Annotated in this window: 21 protein-coding genes and 1 pseudogene; 5 read left to right on the top strand and 17 right to left on the bottom strand. The window is 46.2% G+C overall.

The genetic code is table 11. The annotated features are described in order from the left end of the window. Positions 1-148: 148 nt before the first annotated feature. The 9 genes from DWZ56_RS03115 to DWZ56_RS03075 all read right to left on the bottom strand — a co-directional run bounded on the left by DWZ56_RS03115 (position 149) and on the right by DWZ56_RS03075 (position 8,094). Entirely contained in the window at positions 149-1,567 is a 1,419-nt protein-coding gene (locus DWZ56_RS03115; protein WP_158584421.1) for an extracellular solute-binding protein, read from the bottom strand. An 87-nt stretch (positions 1,568-1,654) separates the two neighbouring features. Beyond that, positions 1,655-2,551 carry a carbohydrate ABC transporter permease gene (locus DWZ56_RS03110; protein WP_118554932.1) on the bottom strand — a complete coding sequence of 299 codons (897 nt, stop codon included), beginning with the start codon at positions 2,549-2,551 and terminating at the stop codon, positions 1,655-1,657. Positions 2,552-2,560: 9 nt separating this feature from the next. Next, a complete protein-coding gene (locus DWZ56_RS03105) occupies positions 2,561-3,532 on the bottom strand; it encodes an ABC transporter permease (protein WP_118554931.1) in 972 nt (323 codons plus the stop codon). 153 nt (positions 3,533-3,685) lie between these two features. Continuing rightward, the gene (locus DWZ56_RS03100) at positions 3,686-5,290 is read right to left on the bottom strand and encodes a glycoside hydrolase family 2 protein (protein ID WP_118554930.1); all 1,605 of its coding nucleotides are present in this window, start codon (positions 5,288-5,290) and stop codon (positions 3,686-3,688) included. A 331-nt stretch (positions 5,291-5,621) separates the two neighbouring features. After that, positions 5,622-5,900 (bottom strand): putative signal transducing protein, encoded by a 279-nt coding sequence (locus DWZ56_RS03095; RefSeq protein WP_243095042.1) that lies wholly within the window; start codon positions 5,898-5,900, stop codon positions 5,622-5,624. Continuing rightward, positions 5,878-6,342, bottom strand: a complete 465-nt coding sequence (locus DWZ56_RS03090) for a DUF6773 family protein (protein WP_118554929.1) — start codon at positions 6,340-6,342, stop codon at positions 5,878-5,880. Before DWZ56_RS03090 ends, DWZ56_RS03095 begins: the two co-directional genes overlap by 23 nt. Before the next feature lie 3 nt (positions 6,343-6,345). After that, positions 6,346-6,543 (bottom strand): helix-turn-helix transcriptional regulator, encoded by a 198-nt coding sequence (locus tag DWZ56_RS03085; protein ID WP_118555212.1) that lies wholly within the window; start codon positions 6,541-6,543, stop codon positions 6,346-6,348. Between the two features lie 100 nt (positions 6,544-6,643). After that, complete coding sequence (locus tag DWZ56_RS03080; RefSeq protein WP_118554928.1) at positions 6,644-7,357, bottom strand: class I SAM-dependent methyltransferase; 714 nt, start codon at positions 7,355-7,357, stop codon at positions 6,644-6,646. An 80-nt stretch (positions 7,358-7,437) separates the two neighbouring features. Continuing rightward, positions 7,438-8,094 (bottom strand): MerR family transcriptional regulator, encoded by a 657-nt coding sequence (locus DWZ56_RS03075; protein WP_158584420.1) that lies wholly within the window; start codon positions 8,092-8,094, stop codon positions 7,438-7,440. Between the two features lie 301 nt (positions 8,095-8,395). On the opposite strand from DWZ56_RS03075, the gene DWZ56_RS03070 reads away from it, so the two are divergent. The 4 genes from DWZ56_RS03070 (at position 8,396) to DWZ56_RS03055 (ending at position 11,215) form a co-directional block, all read left to right on the top strand. Continuing rightward, a complete protein-coding gene (locus tag DWZ56_RS03070; RefSeq protein ID WP_118554926.1) occupies positions 8,396-8,884 on the top strand; it encodes a hypothetical protein in 489 nt (162 codons plus the stop codon). A gap of 480 nt (positions 8,885-9,364) precedes the next feature. Then, complete coding sequence (locus DWZ56_RS22860; protein ID WP_176928598.1) at positions 9,365-9,583, top strand: hypothetical protein; 219 nt, start codon at positions 9,365-9,367, stop codon at positions 9,581-9,583. A 9-nt stretch (positions 9,584-9,592) separates the two neighbouring features. Next, positions 9,593-10,492 (top strand): helix-turn-helix transcriptional regulator, encoded by a 900-nt coding sequence (locus tag DWZ56_RS03060; RefSeq protein WP_118554925.1) that lies wholly within the window; start codon positions 9,593-9,595, stop codon positions 10,490-10,492. A gap of 84 nt (positions 10,493-10,576) precedes the next feature. Beyond that, positions 10,577-11,215: a GyrI-like domain-containing protein gene (locus DWZ56_RS03055; RefSeq protein WP_118554924.1), complete on the top strand. Its 639-nt coding sequence runs from the start codon at positions 10,577-10,579 to the stop codon at positions 11,213-11,215. A gap of 2 nt (positions 11,216-11,217) precedes the next feature. Here the strand turns inward: DWZ56_RS03055 and DWZ56_RS03050 are convergent. From DWZ56_RS03050 to DWZ56_RS03040, 3 genes and pseudogenes are all read right to left on the bottom strand, one after another. Then, a pseudogene (locus tag DWZ56_RS03050) lies at positions 11,218-12,500 on the bottom strand (SulP family inorganic anion transporter). A gap of 112 nt (positions 12,501-12,612) precedes the next feature. Further along, entirely contained in the window at positions 12,613-13,116 is a 504-nt protein-coding gene (locus DWZ56_RS03045) for a pyridoxamine 5'-phosphate oxidase family protein (RefSeq protein ID WP_118554923.1), read from the bottom strand. Between the two features lie 31 nt (positions 13,117-13,147). Then, the gene (locus DWZ56_RS03040; protein ID WP_330424821.1) at positions 13,148-14,482 is read right to left on the bottom strand and encodes an MATE family efflux transporter; all 1,335 of its coding nucleotides are present in this window, start codon (positions 14,480-14,482) and stop codon (positions 13,148-13,150) included. A 318-nt stretch (positions 14,483-14,800) separates the two neighbouring features. Here DWZ56_RS03040 and DWZ56_RS03035 point away from each other — a divergent pair, with 318 nt between their 5' ends. Next, on the top strand, positions 14,801-16,462 hold the full coding sequence (locus DWZ56_RS03035) for a hypothetical protein (RefSeq protein WP_118554921.1): 1,662 nt from the start codon (positions 14,801-14,803) through the stop codon (positions 16,460-16,462). 58 nt (positions 16,463-16,520) lie between these two features. Here DWZ56_RS03035 and DWZ56_RS03030 read toward each other — a convergent pair whose 3' ends face one another. The 5 genes from DWZ56_RS03030 to DWZ56_RS03010 all read right to left on the bottom strand — a co-directional run bounded on the left by DWZ56_RS03030 (position 16,521) and on the right by DWZ56_RS03010 (position 20,898). Further along, positions 16,521-16,721: a helix-turn-helix transcriptional regulator gene (locus tag DWZ56_RS03030; RefSeq protein ID WP_118554920.1), complete on the bottom strand. Its 201-nt coding sequence runs from the start codon at positions 16,719-16,721 to the stop codon at positions 16,521-16,523. Between the two features lie 3 nt (positions 16,722-16,724). Next, on the bottom strand, positions 16,725-17,426 hold the full coding sequence (locus DWZ56_RS03025) for a DUF3796 domain-containing protein (protein ID WP_243095041.1): 702 nt from the start codon (positions 17,424-17,426) through the stop codon (positions 16,725-16,727). Positions 17,427-17,521: 95 nt separating this feature from the next. Beyond that, positions 17,522-19,255, bottom strand: a complete 1,734-nt coding sequence (locus DWZ56_RS03020) for a hypothetical protein (protein ID WP_118554919.1) — start codon at positions 19,253-19,255, stop codon at positions 17,522-17,524. Positions 19,256-19,914: 659 nt separating this feature from the next. Continuing rightward, positions 19,915-20,226 carry an AAA family ATPase gene (locus DWZ56_RS23030; RefSeq protein ID WP_243095040.1) on the bottom strand — a complete coding sequence of 104 codons (312 nt, stop codon included), beginning with the start codon at positions 20,224-20,226 and terminating at the stop codon, positions 19,915-19,917. A 12-nt stretch (positions 20,227-20,238) separates the two neighbouring features. Then, entirely contained in the window at positions 20,239-20,898 is a 660-nt protein-coding gene (locus DWZ56_RS03010) for a vWA domain-containing protein (RefSeq protein WP_118554918.1), read from the bottom strand. Positions 20,899-21,014 lie beyond the last annotated feature (116 nt).

Raw genomic sequence — 21,014 nt, 5'->3', positions numbered from 1 at the left:
TAATCGCAACAGATTTTCTTATTTCCGCCACCTCTTGAAGGCCTGCGGATTTCAGTCTGTCAAGATACTCCTGCCAGGTCTCGTCACTGGAGGGATCCAGGCTGCCTGTAATAAACCGCAGTGTATACTCCTGATAGATATCATCGATCTATGTTTCCGGATCAATCAGCTCTTTCTCCTGATCCTCTGTGAGCGCATAGCTGACAAACGCTCTGTACGGTTTGCCCTCCACTTCTTTTGACAGCGCCAAATCATCCGCGTAACCGGTCTGCTCTAACGATTCCCGGGAACGGATCAGGTAATAGCCATATCCTAACTCTGCAATCTCTTTCCCGTCCGGATTCGTTACGCTGTAAATATCATCCTTAAATACAGGCTTACCGTCTGCCATTTCATAGGTGATCCCTTCTTCTCCCATGCTGAACCACCGCTGCCCCTCTTCGCTGCAGCTCCAGTCGATCACTTCCAGAAATCTCTGCAGCTCTTCCTCTGTCATTGCCTTGGTCAGCACAGATCCCCACGGCTGATAAGGGAGCTCTTTCGGCACCAGCTCTCCTTTTTCAGGATATGCGGTTACATATTGGCTGGTCCACTGCCAGTCCGCATCCGGATCTGCATCTTTCATTACATTATTTGCCCAAACAGGCCGGTTCGTATAGCTGTACTCCAAAACATTCAGCCCGTTTGCGTACACCTCTTCCCACTGTGTATCTGTGGCTGTCTGCAGCTCCGGGTCCACCAGGCCTTCCGCATATAATTTCGATACATAGATCAGCATTTCACGGAATTTATCCGTGGCCGGTCCGTATTCCAGCTGGCTGCTGTCAGGATCGTACAGGAAGGAGGTACCGGTCCGGAAGGCAAGCGCAAATCCTTTTAAAAAGTTAGAAAATCCCCAGCGGTTCGCAATCGGAATCGAGTCCGGATATTTTTCCTTATATGCCTTCAGCAGGTCGTATAATTCATCCGTTGTGGCCGGTATTTCCTTATCAAGCTCTTTAAGTATATTCATTCGGTACATCCATGCTTCCGCAGCGGACCGGTAATTTTTCGTGGGGACATAATACAGTTTACCGTCGGCATTGGAGGCATATGTATGGGTGGTATTCCATTCCTCATCGCTGAATAAAGCCCGGTAATTAGGCAGATGGTCCATATACTCATCGATGGAATACAGGTAGCCTTGAGTGGCCCAGCGCTTTATTGTACCCTCGCCGTTGTAATTCCATATCAGATCCGGATACTGTCCTGTGGAAAACAGCAGGTTTAACTGTTCATCTGTCGAAATATCCGTCCATTCGGCTTTAATATTAAATTTTTCTTTCAGCAGCCTGGTAACAGGCTCATGGTTGGGCGCAATATCTTTCCCGATTATGGATGCGATTGTAAGCGCAATCTCCTCTTTCGCATCGTTTCCCTGGCTGGCAGTTCCTGGCGTTTCCGCACTCTGGCCGGGGGCTGTGCCGGCTGCTGCCGATGTTGGGCCCTCTGCAGCATTACTGCACCCGGCAATAAGGGATACGAACAGAATACAGGTCAATACAGTTGCTATTACTCTTTTTTTCACACGAATTCCTCCTTAAGGTTATTATTATACTATATTTTAAAACCCGCGCGCCATAATAAATTTGCGCCGGCGGATTAAAAAATCCTGTCATCCTTTTAAAGAACCGATCATAACGCCTTTGACAAAGTATTTTTGTATAAAAGGATAAATAAACATCATGGGGACGATAGAAAGAAACAGCGTCGCATATTTAATGGAATTAACGGATACCTGGCCGTACATCGATTCCGCTGCGCTGGCCTGTCCTGCAGCTGCCAGCTCATTCGCCATCTGCCCCTGTATTACGATATTGCGAAGTACAAGCTGAAGCGGATATTTATCCGCCGACCGCAGATAGATCATTGCGGAATAAAAAGAATTCCAGTGGCCGACCAGATAAAACAGCGCGATGGTGGCCAGCCCCGCTTTGGACAGAGGCAGCACAATCCTCCAAAAGACCGTGATATCATTTGCCCCATCCAGGCGCGCCGATTCTTCCAGTTCCACCGGCATGGCCGCAAAAAAACTGCGCAGCACGATCAGGTTGTATGTTGAAACGGCTCCCGGGAGCACCAGCGCCCATATGCTGTCGTACAGTCCAAGCGCGTTCACCAAAAGGAAGGTGGGGATCATGCCGCCGCTTAAATACATGGTCAAGAGCACCAGTTTTGTAAAGAATGAGCGGAACGGCAGCTGAGCTTTTGACAGAGCATAGGCCATGGTGGATGTAAACAGCATATTTATAGCCGTTCCGATCGCCGTATACACGATGCTGTTTATAAATGAATTCGGTACCGTACCCGTGGAGAGCACCTGTCGGTACGCCTGCAGAGTAAATTCCTTCGGCCATATGGATACGGTATTTTTCGATACGGCGCCGCTGCTGCTGAAGGACAGCGCCATCAGATGCAGCACCGGATACAGCGTGATTACTACGACAATCAATGCAGCCGCATAGCAGATGATATCCATCGCTTCTATTTTTTTTCTTTTCCTTCTTCTCATCTTTTCCTCCTAGAACAGACTTTCATCCGTGACCTTTCTGGAAATCCAGTTTGCCGAAACAAGCAATATGATATTCACAAATGAATTAAAAAGTCCAACCGCTGTCGTATAAGAAAATTCTGCGTACTGCAGGCCTCTTCTGTAAATAAACGAGCTGATCACATCCGCAGTCTCATAAGTATTGGGCTGATACATCAATATGACCTTTTCTCCTCCTACCGAGAACATGCTTCCGATATTGAGAATCAGTAAGATCATGATTGTAGATTTCAGCGAAGGCAGCGATATGTACAGTATCTTCTGCCATCTCGATGCCCCATCCACCGTCGCGGCTTCATACATCCCCTGATCCACATTGGAGAGTGCCGCAATATAGACGATCGCGCCCCAACCCAGACTCTGCCATATCCCGGATGCCACATACAGAATCCTGAACCACCCCGGTTCCGCCATGAAATAGATGGGCTCCATATGAAACAGCGTAGTGATAATCCTGTTAATAAAGCCCGAGCGGGGCGATAAGAACAGGGTGAGCATGGATACAACCGCTACCGTCGATATAAAATGCGGCAGATAAGACGCTGTCTGTACGAATTTTTTAAAATGCTTACCCCTGATTTCATTCAGGATCAATGCGAATATAATGGGCAGCGGAAAGCCGAACACCAGCGAATATAGGCTAAGCAGCAGGGTGTTGCGCAGCAGCTGGGTGAAATTATAGCTGCCAAAAAACCTTCTGAAATGCTCCAGCCCCACCCAGGGGCTCTCCATTATATTTTGAATGAAACCTTTTCCATACTCCGGCGTATAATCCTTAAACGCAATCAACGCGCCATACATGGGCACATAGCAGAAAATAATATAGTATATCAGTCCGGGCAAAAGCAGCAACAGCAGGTATCGGTTTTTAACGATTAAGTTCACCCATGACTGCTTTTTTGCTGTTTTTATCTCTGTTTTTTCTGACCTTCTTGCTTTCATAAAATCCTGCGCTCCTCTCTTCCTGCGATACTTCGATTCTAGCGGCAGACCGCTTAAAAAGATATGGCCTGTTTTTGCGGCGTTTACGATTCTTGTACTTTTTTCTATCTAAAACACTAAAAATGATAATGCGGCAAAAAAGGGCTATTGTGTTTAACGTCCGTCCTGTCTGAATATATCCCGAAGAGCGTAATAGGCCAGCTTCGGCCTGCGAAACTCGTCCACGATGCCTTTATTGTTCCTGCTTAACGGCCGTGTCATCGGCCAGTTTCGTTCCCCCTCCTGTGATACCCTCACATCGCAGAACTGCCATACAAAGATGCCAGTCACATCTTCCTGTTCCAGGAGCTGTGCTGTAACAAGCTTCAGCAGATCGGCCTGGTATTCTTCACTCCACTTTACACGCATGACATCGTGGAAATTGTAGATGGCACCTCCGCCGAATTCACTGACGATTATGGGCTTTCCATCATTTCCGGTTTCTTTGATCCGGGTACGGATTCTCTTCATCGCCTCCTCTGCCGTCTCATCATTGTACCAGCAGGGATACATATTAAACGAACAGATATCTTCCATGCCAAGGCATAGATCCCCTTCTGTCTTATTGCTGGCAAACGTACACAGCCTGCTCCTGTCCGAAGCCAGATACTCCAGATGTGTGCGGTATACTTCGCTGCCCTTTTCGCAGTCCGACGCAGCCTCATTCAGGCAGCCCCATATGATGATGGACGGATGGTTATAGTGAGTTTCCAGCATTTCATGCATCACTTCCATGGACTGTCTCACAAACTCCGGATCGGTAATCCGTTTCTCATCTCCGCCGCGGTCATGGCTTTCTTCCCAGACAAAAATGCCGTTTTCATCGCATAAATCAAGGAAAAGTTCATCATTGGGATAATGACAGGTTCTTACCGCATTCGCTCCGATATCCCTGATCAGCTTGATATCTCCGTTTATTGCAATCCGGCTGCCCTGCCGTCTCACCGTGCGGAAACCAACGCGCTCTATCAAATCATCCGCCCGTTCATCATCCACCCATAATGCTGCTTTCAGATAATACAGACTCGGCGATTCATGACTCCAAGCCTGTGCCGCATAAAATTCCATAGACAATGCCATCTCTGTGATCTGATTGGCGAAAGCCGTACCCTGTACCGCGCCATCACAGCCCGCACAGGACAGTCTGACATTCACAGATTTAGAAAGGGCCGACAGATTTCGTACATACACGCGAATCCGGGCCGACCATTTTCCCTCTCTTAGATCCGGTTCGAATTCCATCCGTTCTATGAAGCAGTCCGGCACGATTTCCATAAATGCATTCCGTGTGATCCCGCCGTAAGTAAAATAATCGTTGGGTATGTGCAGCTTAGATCCCTCCGTAAAACGGTTATCCACCAAAACTTCCAAGGTATGTTCCCCTGCGGGGACGTTCGATGCAATCGCACTGAAAGGCGTATATGCATTATAATGCGATCCAATCCTTTGTCCGTCCAGATAAACTGTTCCGGTATGGCTTATGCCTTTAAACAGGAAACGCAGATTTCCCTGTCTGTCGGTATGGATCTCTTTTTTATAGGCCGCCAATCCCCTGTATCTGCAATACGGCAGCGTCATCTCCCAGCAGGAGGGAACGGACATGGTGTCCGTATAGCGCTCCGGCAGCACCGGTTCCTCAAGCGTCTGAAACTGCCACATACCATTCAGGTCCGTCTGTCTGCGTATTTCATGTGTCTGGAATAATCTCTCTGTGCTCATATGATCCTCCTGTATCAGTGCGCATTTATTTGCTTAGAGGCGGCCGTGCGATTTTTTCCATAGTACCACCGGAAACAGTATACGAATATAGCTCTTTTTTTCCGGGTTTTCATTTTTTGACTTTTACATAGTATTGCAGCCCGATCCTCACGGAGGGCTTTTGTTCAATAGGGTGTATCCTGCCGCCAAGCGCAGCGCAGGGGACCAATAGAAATTACGAAGGAATTTCCTACTAAATGAAGAAAGCCGCTGTGAAGATGTTCAAAAATAAACATCTCCACAGCGGCTTTCTTGCCGGTTTTCGAATTGCTGCCGGGTACGCACGGCGGTCTTACGGTTCACCGATCATATTGGAAACCAGTTCTCCCGCCCGATCCAGATCCCTCTCATCCACAAACACATCTTCTCCAAAAGTAGAGTTTCCGGCATAGATATCCATAATACCGCCGGCTCCCACGCTCTGCCGGTATGCCTGAATGCCGTTCTGATTCAGTATATCGATCATCATATCCGCTTCTATGCGGTCGGAAGCGCTGCACAGCCTGACAGGCTTCATCGCTGTAACCGTCTCCTCACACGCACTCTTTTTATGATCCGCTTTCTTCATCATACTGCCTTTCCCTCCTTGCTTTCATATAATTTGAACACACACCGAGTATCAGGGTCACCGCAAAGCACAGGATGGCCATTCCAAGAAAAAAGATTCCCACATACGGTTCCACTGCTGCTCCCGGCCTTGCTTTTCCACGCAGCGCGATACAAAACAGAACACTAAAAATTCCTGAAAGGATCACGCTGTACAGGGCCGACTCCTTTATGCCGGGCTGTCTGCCGGCGGTGAGAAACAGGCCGTGCCTTATGCCGCGCACCAGGTAAATGAGCCCTCCGCCCAGCAGAGCGGCGGTCTCTCCCGCCACATCCGCAAAGCCGGAGCCTAAAAATACGAGCTGCACAATGACCGAAACCGCACACAGGAAAAATATCACATAAAAGCCTGCCGTCCCCGTCCGGCTCATCTCTTGCTGCTGTCTCTCATCCAGATACCGTTTCATCGCCTATGCTCCCTCCCAGAATAAATCGTCCAGCGTCTTATCAAGCTCTCTGCAGATGGAAATGCACAGGTTCAATGTCGGATTGTAGTCTCCCGCCTCAATCATCCCAATGGTCTGCCTGGTCACGCCCACTTTAGCGGCAAGTTCAATCTGCGAAAGGCCCTTTTCCATCCGCGCCACCTTCATCTTCAAGTTTTTCATGAGCTGCTCCTGCATTACGTCTTCTTAAGCGTATTATAGACCTGGGAAAGGCAAATGTCAAATATATATTACATATGCAAGGTAGATATGGCATCAGTAGTTATTTTACCGCATAAATTATGGTTGCACCGTTGATGCTGTCCGCTGCAGTGATGCTCGCAAAACCTGCATCCTGCAGCAGGCCGGTCTCATGCTCCAGCGTCAGCGGAATATCAAAATGTATGAACTGGCTGTCCGGGATCTTAAATTTTTCCCGTTTATCTGTATACACCTGCCGCAGCAGCTGTTCTTCCTCTTCACAGCATGCAATATAATCTCCCAGCAAAAACACGCCGCCCTTCTTCAGCGCATCATAAATTTTACGGTAGAGCTGCCGCTTTTTGTCCGGCAGAAAATGATGCAGGCTTTCGAAGGAAATGACTGAATCCCATTTCTCCGATCCGAAGTTATACTGGCAGTAGTCCGCGCATACGGTCTCCAGATTCCGGTGGCCATGCTTTTGCTGCAGCCGATCCAGCATATCCTGGCACAGATCGATGCCAAACACCTTCGCATCTGGATAACGTTTGAATATCTCATCCAGCTCCAGGCCTGTTCCGCAGCCCAGATCCAGGATGCTGCGGGAATCCGCCGGAAGAAGCTGTGCAAACCGCTGATATGCCGGCTGCCACACGGACATATGCTGCTCATAGCCGTCGATTCGGGCGGTGAAGAAGGCGGACATCTCCTCCGGCCCGCTGTCCGCGATCTCAAGAAGCCACTGCTTTAGTTCCTGCATATGCTGCTCTGTATTCTCTCTGATTTTTAGTTCCACTGTTTTCACCTCATGCTCCCATTATTATCCGTCTCTTATTGTATCGCATTTTACACGGAGCATCTACCTCAACATTTTTTTCAATCAAATGAGTCGTGTTTTCTCCGGCGCCACCGCATATAATCGCAAAACATCGCCAGAAACCAAAGTCCGATTAGCAGCGCAACCGCTATACCGGATCTGCGGGTAGCAACCTCAAATATCAGCACCATTGCAAACACGATCAGAACCGCCAGCCACAGATATTTTCCCAGATAGAAGTACTTCCCCAATATCGGGTCCAGCGTATGAAAGAGCGTGGCATTGTCAATAAATTCCGCAAATTCACTGATCGAATCCTTAAACTCTGCAAAACGCGTGCCTTTCTTTTCCTGCTCCGTCACATAATCCAGATACCGGTCCGCATCCATATGCAGCAGATCTCCCTCTCGCTCCAGGGATGCGCACAGCTCCAGAGATCCCTGCAGATCCTGCAGCTGGCTCTGCAGTTTTTGCTGCTGTTCCCCAAGCACTGTTTTTACATCCGCCTTTTCGTCAAAGATATCACGGATCTCTTCTATAGAAAGTCCGGCTTTTCTCAATACCACAATCCGCTTCAGGCATTCGATGTCCTGATCCGTATAGTCTCTGTATTCATTCTGCTGTTCTCTGCCGGCAACCAGCAACTTCTTTTTTTCGTAAAAACGGATATTGCTTGCGGAAAGTCCTGTTTTTTTCGCCGCTTCACTGATTCGCATATTCATCACCCTCCTGTTGTTTTCCCGAATATATACCTTAAACCAGGTCTAATGTCAAGGATTTCATGTGCTTTTTGGGAACTTTTTGTTACTATTCACGGCTGTCATCAGCTGCTTTATCGGCAGCGTGAACAGACAGTAACAACTTTTTGGAACGGAAGGCACAATGCCAGCAAAACAAGGCAGACAATATGTGGGGAATATGATATAATCTCGACAGACAATGAGGATTTGCCGTAACTAATATACAGCCTGACTAAGGTTGACATGAGCGATATTATCTATACGACGGAGGAAAAAGATGACCAAATTACAGAATATGAGAATCATCGAGATTCCCGAATTTCGCGCTGTTTCATCTGGGTTAAAAACATTTGAAGAAATTTTTGGAGCAGGTGGATTCAGCGAGTGGATCGATGTCAGAAATGTTCATCTGATTCAAAAACAGATCTATGACGAAGCGGGCTTCTTATGGCATGAAGGAGATAAAAATATACTGATACGTGCTATAAAAGATAACATTACCGAACATGACACTTATCCATATGAGATCATCAAATTTCCGGGAGGCATGTTTTTAGTCGCAACAGCGGATGAAAACGACAGAGATGACCTCGAAGAAACCGTAAGCTGTATGATGGAATGGATAAAACACAGTGAAATTTTTGAATATGGAGACTTTCCCAAAAGCGGAATGTGTAATATGCCAAATGCCGATGGCGTTATTGATAAAGCACTTGGGATTGCCCAGCAGCAAATCTTCCTGCCCTTAAAATTCCGCACTAGATGAGCCCGCTTCTTCTAAAACAATCGACTGTGCGGACAGTCAGAAGTGGGCTCAAATACCTTACGCAATCAGCGCGGTGATGCCTATGGACGGCACACTGCGCATCCCCTGGAAGGGCCTTGTCAGCTTGCTGACATGGTATACTATCGGCAGATATTATACCGCGATAATTTACGCCTGTGGCAGACAAGGAGGATATACCGTAAATGGAAGTCAAAATCGAATCAATTTTATTAGAACAGAAGTCCGTTCTCATTCAGATGATGGAGCTATATAATTACGATTTTTCAGTATATTCCAATGATGATATAAATGAGCACGGTTATTACGGATATCCGTATCTTGACCATTATTGGACTGAGGACACCAGATTTCCCTATTTTATCAGAGTGGACGGCAGGTTAGCGGGATTTGTTTTAGTGCGGAGCTGCTGTGAGTATCACAGGATGGCAAACCCGCACAGCATAGCAGAAATTCTTCGTCATGAAGAAATATCGCAGAAAGGGCGTAGGAAAAGCCGCCGCCATTACCATTTTTGACATGCACAAAGGCGGCTGGGAGGTCACCCAATGGACAAATAATACGCCCGCCCAACTGTTCTGGAACTCTGTAATTGAGGACTATACAGGGGGTGCATACAGAACTTTCGGCTCTTTAGAAGAGGGGCATGTGGGGTTCACCTTCGATCATGCTATGATATGAGGTCAGGAAATGCAGGAAAGCAGACTGTTTAAACTTTTATACTATCTTTTGGAACACGGAAAATCCACGGCTCCTGAACTCGCCGAGCAGTTCGAGGTATCCGTAAGAACCATTTATCGGGACATCGATGCGCTAAGCAGCGCAGGGATTCCTGTCTATGCCGTGCAGGGTAAAGGCGGCGGTATTTCCATACTGGATCATTATGTATTGGAAAAATCCCTGTTTTCAGAGGCCGAACGGGATCATATATTAATGGCTTTGCAGGGAATCATTGCGGCAGAGGGCAAGGATTCAGATGAGCTGTTGACAAAGCTTAGCGCCCTATTCCGGATAAAAGCCACAAACTGGATTGAAGTCGATTTTTCAGGCTGGACTCAGAATAAACCGGGACAGGACGTGTTCAATTCTGTAAAACATGCGATTCTTCATAAAAATGTCCTGTCCTTTCGGTATTTTAGCGGAAGCGGCCAATATTCGGCGCGAAAGGCTGAGCCCGTTAAGCTGATTTTTAAAAGCAGGGACTGGTATCTGTACGGGTATTGTCCGGAACAAAATAATTTCCGCTTTTTTAAGCTTACCCGCATCAGAGATCTGGAGATACTATCCGAGACCTTTTCACATGAATTTTCATTACCTGCGATTGAGAAACAAATCCGGCCTGAAAAAACAGTAAAAGTGAAGCTCAAATTTGATGAGCGCATAGCCTTTCGCGTATACGACGAATTCACGGATGAGGCTGAAGCTGACGGCCATGGAAACCTGTATGTGCAGACAGAACTGCCTGACAGCGACATGCTGTTCAGCTACCTGTTATCCTTTGCGGACTGCGTGGAGGTCATAGCTCCGGCAAGCGTGCGTGAACGGATGATGAAAAAACTGCGGGATATCCAGTCTAAATATATAACCTGACTTATGTTGGCAGGTTATATATTATATAATTATAAGCAGTTACCAAAATAACAGGAATGAGTGCATTATACGGAGGTATCCCTTATGAAATACGAATGGAAGAAACAGGAGAAAAGCTTGTACGGTGTCGGAAAATCCCCTATTCTGGTAAATGTGCCGCAGCAGCAGTTTATAATGATTAGCGGGAAGGGAAATCCGAACAATGCGGATTTTTCAGACAGGGTTTCTGCATTATACTCACTGGCTTACGCGGTCAAAATGAACTATAAATCCGCAGCCAACGCCTGCGCAGGGGATATATCAGATTATTCTGTCTATCCCTTAGAAGGAATCTGGATGCAGAGTGAAGGCACAGAACTCATAAAAGAAAAACTGGAATACACCGTTATGATACGCCAGCCGGATTTCATCACAAAGGATCGGTTATGTGCCGCTCTGAATTCTTTACAGGTCAAAAAACCAAATCCGTTATATGAAGAAATCCGTTTTGACGTGATGCAGGACGGTACATGCGTGGAAATCCTGCATATAGGTTCTTATGACAGTGAACCTGCCTCTTTTAAAATCATGGATGAGTTTGTGAAGGCCAGCGGTCTGGAACGCGTCCGGGACTGCCACCGGGAAATATATCTAAATAACGCGGGGCGGACAGACCAAAGCAGGCTTAAAACAATTTTACGCTATCAAGTAAAGCAGCCGGATCCAAACGCTGACCGCCTGTAATTTTAAGGGTGAATGCACTGCTCCGCTCTCTTAAGCGCCTCATCGATATGTCCACAGAAATTATCGGCTCCGGCTTTTTCAATAAAGCCGGCCTTTTTCATGGCATTCATGGGCTGCTCATTTACATGTGAGAATACAACCGTGATGCCGTTCTTCTTGCATTTCTCATACAGGTTTTCCAGCGCGATCAGCGCGGTGGTATCTATGGCTGGCACGCTGCGCATGCGCAGAATCAGGCACTTTGTATAATCCTTCACATAGATATCGGCAATGCGGTCCGCCACGCCGAAAAACAGCGGCCCATTGATTTCATATACACGAATATGTTTCGGCACATGCCGCAGGGACATACGGTCCGGATCTTCTTTCCCGTCCGCATATGTCCAGCCTCTGACATCGGTTTCATCGCTCATGCGCTTCATGAACAAAAGACAGGCCAGCACCATGCCGATCTCAATCGCCACCACCAGATCAAATACCACGGTCAGTATAAACGTAACAACCAAAACGGCAATGTCGCTCTTCGGCGCAGTTTTTATCAGGCGCACAAACGGACGCCATTGGCACATATTATATGCCACCATAAACAAAATAGCTGCAATGGTCGGCATGGGAATCAAAGCCGCATACGGCATAAGGATAATCAGTATAAGCACAAGCACGGCTGAATGCACCATCCCTGCAACGGGAGTACGCCCGCCGTTTTTGATATTAGCCGCAGTTCTGGCAATCGCGCCTGTGGCGGGTATGCCTCCAAATAAAGCCGATCCAATATTACCCGCCCCTTGTGCAATTAGTTCCATATTGGAACGGTGACGGGTTCCAGTCATGCCATCCGCAACCACACAGGACAGAAGCGACTCAATCGCTGCCAGCACAGCTATCGTAAATGCATCCGGCAGCACGCTCTGGATCATATGAAAATTAAAGTGAGGCAGCGCGATCCCCGGCAGACGGCTGCTGATGGTATACAAAGAAATATCCCCGCCATGATGGTGGCAAGCGCCAGCCCGCTCATGCCGCTTTTAGCCACAATTCCCGCCACGATCGTAGCAAAAGCCGCAGTGGGGCCTGCGATTTGTACAGTACTGCCACCCAGAAATGAGATGATAAAGCCGGCAATAATTGCCGTATAAAGCCCCTGTTCCGGGCCGACCCCTGAAGCCAGAGCCAATGCAATGGACAGCGGCAGTGCGATAATCGCTACTATGACGCCCGATACTGTATCCTTCAGAAACTGTTCACGGGTATAGCCTTTAAGTGTGGTGAAAAACATCGGTTTCATTGCATTTAATCTCCCTATTTCATATTTCGCTCAAAACAGTTCCCATAATACGACGAAATCGGGATAAATGCAATAAATCTAAAGTTCTTTTTGAGATACAATCCCGGCATAATCATATCGCCCCTTTCCGGCGCGCCGCAGCCAGCTCCGACCCTTCCTTGCCTGTCATGTGTTCGATCGTAAATTCCAGCATACACAAGGGTTCCCAGTCCTTCCTTATGGCTTCGTCTATTTCAGACGCATCCGCATCCGGATTATATCTCACAGCCAGCTTTTCAATTGCGTCCCTTTTTTCCGCATCGTCTTTCAATATGCGTATCTTTCCAAACGCAACGACGCTCCTGTAAAGCGAAGTATACTTTTCCGGTACAATCTGATCCTGACCGATCACACAGAAGGACGCTTTGCTGCAATTTCTCACAGCATCTATTTTATGGCCGCTTTTCGCAGCATGAAAATAGATCTTGGAATCATGATACACATAACTTAGCGGCACCGTATACGGGTAACCGTCATCTCCTGCGACAGCAAGCACGCCCGACGTCCCGTTCTCCAGGATTTGGAGGCTCTCCTCCGGTGACAAAAGCTGTTTTTTACGGCGCATATCTCTGAACATAATCTATACCTCCCTATTTTTAACCTACCATTTATTTACCAGATGCAGTCCTCATTGTCAACGGAAAACGCTTAAATCTAGTGTAAAGGAAAAAGCTTAACAGCGATACGATCCCCTCCGTCACCGGAAATGCAGACCATACCCCGCATAACCCCGCAAGCCGGGACAGCAGAAACGTCACGGGAATAATCACAATCAGCCCTCTAAGCAGAGAGATCATCTGGGCGGGCAGAGCCCTTTCTGCGGAAGTAAAATACATGGATAAAATGATATTCGTCCCCACAAAGGGAATCGCCAGGAAATAGATCCTTAGGCCCTCCACCGCAATCTGCTGCAGCTGCTGATTCTTCTCACTGTTAAAAATGCCAGCCAGCGGATCCGCAAAGAAAAATACACAGATATAAATAGCAAACGAAACAAACAGCATCACGGTGAACGCATAACGGAGCATCTGCCGCATCTGTTTACCGTCTCCATGCCCGTAAGCGCGGCTGACCAGCGGCTGCATTCCCTGCGCAATGCCGGTACACATGGAAACCACAACAAGGGACAGATTCGCGATCACCCCATATGCCGCCACCCCCACATTCCCGCGGATATTCAGGATAATCATATTAAATACAAGCATCACGGCTCCGGAGGCGACCTCCGATATCAGGGAGGGAATGCCAAGGGAAACCACAGATCCGATCACCGCCGGCTGTAATCTCGACGGCGCCAGATGAAAATGCGCCTTCTTTTTCCTGTGCCCCGACAGAACCGCCATACTGATGACAGGCGCAAACCCGGTGGCCAGCACCGCGCCGAATATTCCCATGCCGAGCGGAAAGATAAAGAGATAGTCCAGCACAATATTTGACAGGCTTCCAATCAGCATAGAAAGCATGGACAGTCTGGGATTTCCGTCGTTTCTGACAAAGCAGATCAGCACATTGTTCATGATAAATGCAGGCGCAAAAAGCAGGATCACCCGTAGATATGTGTTCGTCATGTCAAAGACCGCAGCATCCGCTCCCACAAGCCGTGTGATGCGTTCCGTAAGGAAGATTCCCGCGAACACATAGGCCGCTGCCAGTACGGCCGCTGCATACAGCGTATTTGTAAACACATTATCCGCTGCGCGGTCAGCCTGCTGCCCTTTGAAAACAGCATATCTGGTCGCGCCGCCCATTCCCAGCATCAATCCGCTGCCATGAATCAAGCTGTACACCGGAATCGCCAGATTCAGCGCGGTCAGACCGTTGGCCCCCAGTCCTCTGGAGATGAAGTAGGTATCCGCCAGGATATAGCAGGACAGCCCGATCATCCCCAGAACGTTCAGCGATGTGTAGCGGGCGAATTCCTTAAAATATGCTTTCTGTTTCAAACTTAAACGCTCCTTTATACAATAGAGCGCCGGCACTTCCCGTCTGCAGGAGCATGCCTGAAAACTGCCTGTTTCAAGCATGCTCCGGGACCTGACGACAGAAAGTCCGGCGCTTAACTTCGTTACCCGGTGGCAAAGAAGTATCCGTCATTTAAAATTTCCCACATAATATAGCACAGTTTCGTTTATAAAGCAAGCATATATTAATTCAGTGCGACACGGCGGATGATCTCATTGACCACAGAAGTGAATCATATTATACTGTTACCGTAACCAACCGAATACGCTGTCTTAATGTCTCTTCTGGAGGAAACAACAATGCTATATTCTATTGTAAATGATTATAGTCATCTGGAACCGCATATGAATGTAGCGCTGGTTCCTGTCAAGGATCTGAACGTAAGTGAAAAATACTCCATTGCCGGTAACATAACGGTTTATCCAAAGAATTCACTGAATACGGAAGCTCTGCAGGGCGGCGTATTGGACTTTGACTTTCTGGAAATAAAGAATACTTTTTATGATGCGGCAATAATCGCAGTTCCTGCCACATCGTCTCAAGCTGCATTTACCCTTGGGATGATGCCCGGTGTAAAGGATGAACTTATCAAGCGAATCCTCAATAAGACGGAGGAGATTGCTAATATTTTTCGTTATATCTATTTTAATTTTGACGGAACATCGGGCCTTTTTCAGAGAGCCGGATACATTGAGGGAAATCTTTGCGGTTTTTTGCTGTATTCATGCGCGATGCAGTCCTCCATCTTCATATCCGGCAAGAACTATATATCCAGCCGTACAATCAGCAGCTCTCTTTCTATTGATATCGCCTTTATGCGGCCCTCCATAGACTATCTCTTTAACGCCATTTACAGAAACAGTACCGCCGTTTCTAATATTTTAAAACATGCATTCCGCCTATATTCCGATATTCTCTACCTTCCAACCTCAACCGGTAAATTTATGCAGGCCATGACTTTAATCGATTACCTAGGCAATCCCTTTGAATATCAGAAAATGCAGAAAAACAAGACAAAAATAGCACCATTTTCCGCTGATAGCAGGCAGCAATATAATCACATATGTGAACGATTCAAATATTTAACTTCACTCAAAGATGAGAACGGTAAGGAAATCGGCCTCCGCACCAATATCGTGCACAACGGCAAAAGCCTCGAGGATCTTCTCTTTGAAGGATATAAAGTCAATCTCGTATTGCGCGAGCTACAGCTGTATATCTGCAATTTTATCAATGGAATATTAGACTTTACCGACAAAAATGACTGGTCCTGTATTGAGATAAAAATACAGGAAAAATATAATGAGATACAGGCAATTCCAAAAGGTTACGAAGGCAAAACAGAATGTGATGCAGTTATCATAATCGATTTTGATTTTCTTAATGATGCAATAAGAGAAGTTTATCAATTATATCCCAACTATCGAAATAAAAAGTTCGATATTGCCCGTTTTCTTCAGCTCGTTTTAAAACAGACGGACATAAGCAGGCCGGACTACCAGATCCCGGTCAATTTTGTCTATTCCAAAGATACAGCTGTATACAATGCTGCTTCCGCGATCCGGTTAAGCCAATACAACGGGCTCGGCTTTCAATGCCCGGACGGGGAAATCAGCATATGCACATTATATACGGCCAATCAGCATTCCAATAATCTGGAGATTCTGTTAAGGAACTGCATACAAGAAAAAAATTATTGTTATAATGACGCGGCCAAATACACCCATATAGTATTCATCTCCGATTATAATCAAATAGCGGATGATCTCTATATGAAAGCTATAAATTCATATAAATCCCTGATACTCGGCCGTCTGGACAGTCAGCGTACAAAATGTTTTGGGAACTGTACTTATTTCGATATTGAAAACCTGATTATGACAGCATTGGGAATCCCTCTGCATGAGGAATGCACTGCCGATTTCTTCTTCACTGAGACCGGCAGATATCCAGATGCATAGGATAGCATTCAATTATGCCCTTTGTTAAACGTTGGAGATTTATTGGAGCCAGAATGTCTTAATCAAATATGAAAATCTCTTCAATAGGTGCACCAACTGCTCTGGAGATATCAACGGCCAGTTTCAGGGACGGATTATACTGCGCCTTTTCCAGACGCATGATCGTCTCCCTGCGCACCCCGACCTTTTCCGCCAGCTGCTCCTGTGTCAGCTCCTTCAATTGGCGGAATTGTTTCAGTCTGCATTCGAATTCACCCATGATTTACCCCTCTGTCTCCTCATACTGCTCATGATCATCATGATCGTAACGGTACAGCAGATATTCGCTTAAGAATAAACCCAAAGCCAGCGCAAGCGCTAGAATAACGGTTGCAACGATCAGCGTATAATGAACGTTTCCGAAAAGCTTCCCCTGGCAAAGCACAGCAAACGCCAATACCGTAAACGAACACATAACTTTCAAGGCTGTAAGCTGCGCGCGGACCGCATTTTCCCGGAAACGCTCATCCATGAACGTGCCCGACATTTTGCCTTCATAGTAAAAGCCAAAGAAACCGAAGAACAGGAAAAAGGCGAAGGGGAAGACCCTCTGGTCCACATGATAGGTCCAAAAGCCGCAAAATCCCAGCAGGCCCAGAAAGCCTAAATATCCCAGCCTGGGATTGAGCCTGCGCGTTATATTGCTTTCATTTGCAGCTTGATTTCTCTTCACAGCCGTAAGAAACAGCGATATGAACAAATAGAATATATAAACAGCGAAAACAATAATGGAGAGAATCATCGGAAGATCCTTTATCTGAAACGAGTAGCTCGAGAAATCCATCGGAACAACCAGACGGGAATCGTTGTAAACAACCGAATACCAAGATGAGAGGACGAGCACCAGCACGCAGACGGCCCCGATGATCATCAGCCGTTTTCCGTGAACATGGCCTCTGGGATTCTTTTTTAATTTGTCTTTCATAAGATACGCCCCCAAAAGTGATATATTTATCTCTTATTAAGACAAATATATCACTTTCAGATGCATACGTCAATAGGAATGTGATCATCCGCGTCTCATCGGTCTGCCATTCCGTATTCCCTAAGCTCTCCGTGAAACGCGCTTCGGCGGGAATACAGCTTTTTATACTCCAGGAGTGTTTTCTGCTTTCCGTCCGATTCACCTAAAGACTCCCTGGCCTCTCCCAATGCCGCGGCGAATCCTGCGCACTCGTTATAATAGTTGCGATGGCTCTTTCCCATAATGCCATCCACCCGTTTTGCCACCAGTTCTTCAACCCACTTTAAAATGTTCTGTTTTTCCCCGTCCGATATGGAAACGGTGCTTTTCCAGCGGCAAAAGCACTGCCAAAACCAATCCCGGCTGCTTGCATCAATTGTTCTTTGTGTGCCTTTCTGATATTCTTCCTTATCAAAATCAACCGCAGCTGTTATGATGCTGCACATTTCCCGTCCGCCCTGCAGCAAATGTTCGGCATCTATAAGGAGCAGCAAAAAGGCAGCCAAGCCGCATTTCATGAAGGTGGAACTCCATCCTAAAGACTCTTTCACCTGCATGGCCGTATCCCTGACATATTGAAACTCACCGCCAAGAAAAGCAAGCATGTAGACCGAAGCGGCACCCGCCAGATTTTCCTTCAGCTCGCCGTCCGTAATGCGGCTTTTCTTACCGACTTTCGTATACATATCATGATATATGTCCGTTGCCTCATCCCTTATTTTAGAAAATTCCACACATTCCATAAGCAGGCGCAGATAATTTACAACCCTCGTATCCGATCGGAACGCTTCCAGCCAGCTGTTTTCGGCTTCGGGCTTATTCTTACACTTAAGCGCAATCTCACTCGTAAGCAGTGCAATACGGCTTCTCACTATGTATTTTGTATCTACGGCAGCCAGCGCTTCTTTCCCGATCTCTAATAATTTCTCTCCGTCTTCTTTATCCAAATTATCAATTAGATACTGCTCATAAAGTGCCGGATGCCCTGCGCTGAATTTCCTGGCATTTTCCAGAAACAGTTCCGGGCGGTCTATCATCCCGAGCGCTTCTGCCATAAATTTCTGCGCCTTTAGAGAAGTGCTATTTCCCAAATATGCGATCCACAGCTCCAGGAATTTATCCACTTCCGGCAGTTCCTCGGCATTCTGCATGACCATCTCCAGTGTAATATCCGACCTTCCGCAATTCATTATCACTGTGAATAACGCGTCCGCCCTCTCCGGCAATGCATTCCCCCGGTATGCAGCATACATTGCATCCATGACGAACCGTTCATAATCAAACTCACATAAACCATGGCCGGGCAGATCACCAATTAAAAAATATTCTTCTCCAAATTCACCGGCTATCGTAATCCGCAGTCTCAAAAGCATATCCGCGATTTCATATCCGACTTTGTATTCTTCCCAGTCCACACACCGATGTACGAAAGCACAGGCCTCGTTTATCACCTCTCCCACACCGTCCGGATCGTAATAGATCAGTTCTTCTTCCTCACTGTCATACCATTCATTATATTGCGGATTATAAGAACTCTCAATACACAGTTCTTCCTCTTCGATGCTATTAAACTTTTCCTTTATGCGTTCACATGGTTGAAGGATTTCCTTGTCTCTGTCAAGCTTTTCTGTGCAAACTTCCTCTTTTATCCCGATTAGCCGGTTCAGAAAATCGACCCGTTCAGATTCCGGCAGCAGTCTTGCGAGATCATGTATAAATCCGGTCAGTTCCTCCAGGTTCTTACTCTTAGCAGCGGTGTCCACTTCTTTTAAAAATTTCAGCAGATTCAATTTTAATCCTCCTCGTACTTTGATATGTCGCATGCGGATATTTAGTCTTATTTCTTATGTTTTGATTTATATAAAATCCAGGAATGAGCACGGCCAGGGAGTTCGCAGGGCTCAAACCTCAAACTTTTTTGCAAGTTCGGAGGCCGGGACCTTTCCGTGATTTAGAAGATAAACGGTGATTGCATAGAGCCTGTCAGTTTTCATATAATTCTTTTCCATGTCTTGAGAGTGATATCGGTTTTAAAAATATATCCATAGGACTATCATACATCACCGGTTTGATTTGATCAATAAACTATCTTCCTAATATGACTCTCCATCTTTCATACCGCTGTTTCAAATATCTTCCTTTTCTAATGGTACATGTGCACCATTTAATATGACCTCTCTTAAGTCACATATCTATTTGAGCAAATCCTCCCTATTCATTTTGTCAAAATCCGTTGTATCTACAACAATATGAGGGCCATTTGCCACAAAACTGTCCATCCCTCTATTTATGATTCCTGATACAAAATTATCATATGAAATTGTTTTACCTGTACTATTTGTTTTACTTTCAGGATAACTATCATTTACAACGTGACCCCGATGTCTGTCCGGACTGGCATTCCGTTCTAAAAACCGCTGATATATTTTCTCATAATCCCCTGTCAAGGTCAGTGTAATCGCTTTATATGAATATTTTTCGAGTATAGAAACAACTCATTTTTTGATCTGTTTTCAAAATTATTTTCCAATATGAATGCCTGATGATTTTTCATTAGCTGCTCAGCCATATAATACATAATATTCATACTGGCAATTCCTAATTTAACTTTCTCTTCTCTCGAATTAAACCCAATATCATCAAACATTATCTCTTTAATTTTATCTTTTGAAATAACCGTAAGCTCAAGATCTTCCGCCAAAGCTTCTGCCATTGTACTTTTGCCCGCAGCGGGAATCCCAGTAACCAATATACAGTACATCTTCATTCCTCCCTATTTTCCAGAACGTTTCCTATGGTCATCCTCAATATTTTTCTTCCAATTGGCCGGCATCGATACATCAGCTGCACTCTGTCTGAATTCGCATACCGCTTCGCTAAGCTCATGATATAAGAGGCGTGTACCTTCTTCATCGCATTCATAATTAGCTGCTCTGTCTTCCCGTATACCAAATCTAGCTGCTTCCTTGATCGCATCCATATTCGCACCCAGAAAGAGGAATTCCCATCCATAGCACTTCTGTTGTCTCTCCACCATCTGCCTCACTTTTTTATAATCATATCGACGGCTGGCATTCTCCTGCCCATCAGTGGTTATAATGAAGATTGTCTTTTCCGGTCTATCCTCTTTTCTTGCATATTTATGTACATTTCCGATATGATGGATAGCACTGCCGACCGCATCCAATAATGCAGTGCATCCTCCGACGCAGTACTGACGATCGGTCAACGGTTTTATCCTTGAAAGCGGTACACGGTCAACAATAACATCCGGGGCATCATCGAATAGCACTGTTGATACGTATGCTTCTCCCCCTTCTTTTCTCTGTCTCTCCAACATGGCATTGTAACCGCCTATCGTGTCCGTTTCTAAGCCGGACATGGAACCGCTCCGATCCAATATAAATACAATTTCTGTTAATCCTTTTCTCACAGCTGTTACCTCGACTTTCTATGAACTGTTACTAATTTCTTGTTATGTATATAGTATAGAGAGTTCGAGTGTGAAAATGGTCTCCTGACAGGCGACATTTTTTCGCTGCCTGAAGA

This window comes from Lachnotalea sp. AF33-28 (assembly GCF_003477885.1).
Lineage (GTDB): Bacteria > Bacillota > Clostridia > Lachnospirales > Lachnospiraceae > AF33-28.
The sequence above is the reverse complement of the archived record's forward strand: the minus strand, read 5'-3'. Positions and strand labels throughout refer to the sequence as shown.